This is a genomic window from Synechococcus sp. R55.7 (genome assembly GCF_047461955.1).
GTDB lineage: Bacteria > Cyanobacteriota > Cyanobacteriia > Thermostichales > Thermostichaceae > Thermostichus.
Genome location: NZ_JANSIC010000013.1, coordinates 14,364 through 17,907, shown reverse-complemented (window position 1 = coordinate 17,907; position 3,544 = coordinate 14,364). Strand labels below are relative to the sequence as shown.

The following is a 3,544-nucleotide window of genomic DNA, read 5'->3' as shown; positions in this document are numbered from 1 at the left end:
GTGTTTGTACTCGCACCCTTCCATCCTCGGCAAGGCCCAAGATCGTGAGGCTAGTCCCCCTTTCGAGCCATTGGACTTGCGGCTTGACCATCCAGGCTTCGTACTCTGAGCGAACGGGGGCAAATCCCCCTTGCAACCAGACGTGGAATCCCTGCTCCATCCCCTGCAGAACCCAGCCGGCAATCTCGGTGCGGTCGAGTGAGCGGTGCAGAGGGGATCCCAAAATTTGGGCTAAGGTGATCGCCCCAACGGGAACGGGGTTGTTGACATTCACCCCCACACCGGCCACCAACCCCAGCAGTTGCCCGCTCCCCCCAAAGCGGCTTTGCACCAGGATCCCCCCCAGCTTGAGCAGAGAATCCGGGCGCTGCTCGTCCACCACCACCAAATCGTTGGGCCATTTCAGCCGCAGCGGGATCCCAAGGTTTTGCCGTAAACGGCCCGCAATGCCCCAGCCCAAGGCCAGGGTCAGTTCCAGCAGCGAGTAATGCAAAGGCGGGGATCCCAGCCAAACGGACAGGTATAGTCCCCCCGGCTGCGAGTGCCACACCCGCCCATGTTGACCTTGCCCAGCCCGTTGGCGGGTGCTGACCAAAACTGTGCCCACTGGCAGCGGCTGTGGGAACCGACGGCCCCAGTCCAAGAGCAGCCGATTGGTGGAATCGGTCACCGCCACTTGCAGCAGATGGCGGCCCCACCGGCCCGCCTGGGATCCCAGCCGCGAGGGAGAAAGCATCTCTACCCGGGATTAGCTCAACACAATGTCTTCCGCCGGACGCTGGGCCAGCCGCTTGAGGTTTTGGTAGCGCAACATGTCCAGCAGATCATTGCCCGAGCGCCCCTCCAGACGGGCCTCCACATGCAGCGCCTGCCCTAGGGCCTCCACCGCCTGCAGCCGCGGGATCCCGCGCAACACCAGGCGATCCACCGCATAGGCGTCAGCAGCCAACAGACGACGGTCATTGGTTTGGTCGCGGCGCAACTGCCAGAGGGCCAAGCCACTCAAACCACCCGAAACGGTTGCTCCCACGGGATCCTGTTGTACGGCCTCGAAGATCAAGCTCAACCCCCCCAGAGCTGCTATGGCCAGGTAAAAGTCGATCTGCCGCGACACCGCCCGACTGTAGTAGCCCACCTTGTGCAGGAACAGCCCCGCCCGCTGCAGGGGGGTAAATTGCCGCCACTCGTAGGGCTTGATGAACAGCCGCATCTGCCGTTCCCAGGGCATTTGCCGACGGCCTTTGATCACCACCGTTTGCCGTTCCGAGGCGGGCAAGATCTTCACACTCTCCCGCATACTGGCTGGCAGCAGATCCAACAGGCGCTCAATCTCCGCCTGATCCAGAACGTAGTTTTCGTAGCCGTAGTATTCCGAGTTCATGCCGGGCCTGCTCCTCAGCTTAGTCCCATCGCCTGACGCATCTCTCGCACCGCCCGATCCAGCCCCACCAGCACCGCTCGACTGATAATGCTGTGGCCGATGTTCAGCTCCTCCATTCCCGGAATCCGCGCCACTGGGCCGACATTCCAGTAGGTAAGACCATGTCCCGCATTCACCCGCAAGCCCAGCTGAAGAGCCTGTTGGCTGGCCTTTTCCAGGTGGTCAAGTTCCACCTGCCGCTGAGCTGCGGATGAGGCTTCTGCATAGCGCCCCGTGTGGAGCTCCACCCAGCGGGCTCCCACTTGGGCAGCAGCGGCAATTTGGGTCGGATCTGGGTCGATAAACAAGCTGACGGGAATGCCGGATCCCTGCAGTTGGCCGACCACATCCCTGAGGCGCGACACCTGCCCCGCCACATCCAACCCACCTTCGGTGGTGATTTCCTCCCGCCGCTCAGGAACCAAAGTGACGTAGTCAGGCTTAATCTCCAGGGCAATCGCCACCATCTCCTCGGTGGCTGCCATCTCCAGGTTGAGGTGGGTGCGCACGGTTTGCCGCAACAGCCGCACATCCCGATCTTGAATGTGACGGCGATCCTCGCGCAAGTGCACCGTAATGCCATCTGCCCCCGCCAGCTCGGCAATCACCGCTGCCGCTACCGGATCTGGCTCCACCGTGCGGCGTGCCTGTCGAAGGGTGGCAATGTGGTCGATGTTAACTCCAAGACTTAACAAGGCTTTACTGCTTTGGGTGTAGAGGAGAATACCCCTAGTATTACATTATTCAATTTACGCCGGTCAGATGAGCCAGGATGCCATGGGCCTCAGGCCGCGAGGGTGTAGGCTTTACTCTATGATCAGGTAGCGACGTCTCGCCTGTGCGGGATCCACTCCGGGCTTGCCATGACTGATCCAGATGCCTCTCTGGCGGTGGGACAACACTCCATTGTTGACCGGGCGCGAGTGCCGGCCTTAATTGCCCAGTACTTGCCGGTGGAGATCTGCATTTACTACCAAGTCGTCCCCTTGGCCCTGGATACCGACAGCCTCATCTTGGGCATGGTGGATCCCCAGGATTTGGCGGCGTTGGACTATGTGAGCAAAATGCTGGCCTATTCCCAGATTTCCGTCCAGCCAATCCCTCTCACCGCTCAGCAGCAGCAGGATTTAATTGCCTACTACTTCAGCCATCCCCCCGACCCGGCAGAGGTGGAGCGGCTGCGCCTCCAGGCCCAAGCCAACCGGGTGACTCGGGAGGTTCCTGCTCCCGTGTCGGGGCCACCCACGCAGTTGAGGCCAACCCAGCCTCCGTCCGTCCCCGCCGACGAATCAGAAGAGACAGTGCAGCAGTTGCTCAACTCGATGCTGCGGCGGGCTTTGGATGAGAAAGCCGAGCAAATTTTCGTGGAGCCTCAAGAGGGGCCTTCTTGTCGAGTGCGCTACCGCCAGCAGGGGATTTTGCGGGATCTGTTCAAAGATCTCTCCGAGTCCATACGAGCGAAGTTGATCACCGCCATGAAGCGGATGATGGCGCTGGATCCGGAGTTGATCGGGGAGCCGCAGCAGGCAGAGGTGGAGCGGATGTACCGGGGGGAGCCACTGGTGTTGCAGTTGCGCATCATACCGCAGCGCTCCAAAAGTGGCCAGACTGCCGCCTCTAGAGAAGGGGCCATCTTGAGCATCCTGCGAGGGGAAGCTCTCCAGAAATATCAACAAGGCCAGAATAACCTCCGCGTCTCTGAGACCCTAGCTTTGGCCCAACAGACCTATCAACTGCTGCAACAATTGCAAAGTGCTCTCAGCAACACAGTTGACAAGCTTAAGCAGTACCCCAGTCCGCCGCGGAGCGACTGGCCCCTGATGACGGAGGTGTTGGCAGCTATTCAAGCCCAAGCCCAGATGATCGCCATCCACCAGCAGGACTGGGAAAAACTCAATTCCGGCAGTTGACCCCCCAAAACCAGCCCCGAGCAACATCCCTTCAACGGGATCCCTCCCGCAGCAGCACCAAAATCACTCCGGCAATGATGCTGATGGTGGCACCGGCAATCAGGCTGGTGGCTAGACGTTCCAGCCGTTCCCCGATGGTTTGTGAGGTGTCGAACTTAAAAGTGAGCTTTTCGACATCACCTGAGAGCTTTTCGACATCGCCCGAGAGCTTTTC

General features: G+C 60.4%; 4 protein-coding genes and 1 pseudogene. 1 reads left to right on the top strand and 4 read right to left on the bottom strand.

What is annotated here, in order from left to right; all coding sequences use genetic code 11:
- From NW820_RS01630 to NW820_RS01620, 3 genes are all read right to left on the bottom strand, one after another.
- Positions 1 to 736, bottom strand: a 736-nt coding sequence (locus NW820_RS01630; protein WP_414406500.1) for a biotin--[acetyl-CoA-carboxylase] ligase, incomplete at its 3' end; no start/stop codon positions are given.
- 12 nt (positions 737 to 748) lie between these two features.
- The gene (locus NW820_RS01625) at positions 749 to 1,381 is read right to left on the bottom strand and encodes a DUF3318 domain-containing protein (protein WP_011432111.1); all 633 of its coding nucleotides are present in this window, start codon (positions 1,379 to 1,381) and stop codon (positions 749 to 751) included.
- A 14-nt stretch (positions 1,382 to 1,395) separates the two neighbouring features.
- On the bottom strand, positions 1,396 to 2,115 hold the full coding sequence (locus NW820_RS01620) for a pyridoxine 5'-phosphate synthase (RefSeq protein ID WP_414383724.1): 720 nt from the start codon (positions 2,113 to 2,115) through the stop codon (positions 1,396 to 1,398).
- Positions 2,116 to 2,283: 168 nt separating this feature from the next.
- On the opposite strand from NW820_RS01620, the gene NW820_RS01615 reads away from it, so the two are divergent.
- Positions 2,284 to 3,330: a hypothetical protein gene (locus NW820_RS01615; RefSeq protein WP_414332177.1), complete on the top strand. Its 1,047-nt coding sequence runs from the start codon at positions 2,284 to 2,286 to the stop codon at positions 3,328 to 3,330.
- 31 nt (positions 3,331 to 3,361) lie between these two features.
- Here the strand turns inward: NW820_RS01615 and NW820_RS01610 are convergent.
- A pseudogene (locus tag NW820_RS01610) lies at positions 3,362 to 3,544 on the bottom strand (hypothetical protein); the annotation flags it as partial.

Bases quoted from the DNA above. Each gene is read 5' to 3' on its own strand.
- NW820_RS01615 (WP_414332177.1), top strand. From the start codon at position 2,284: ATGACTGATCCAGATGCCTCTCTGGCGGTGGGACAACACTCCATTGTT.
- NW820_RS01625 (WP_011432111.1), bottom strand. From the start codon at position 1,381: ATGAACTCGGAATACTACGGCTACGAAAACTACGTTCTGGATCAGGCG.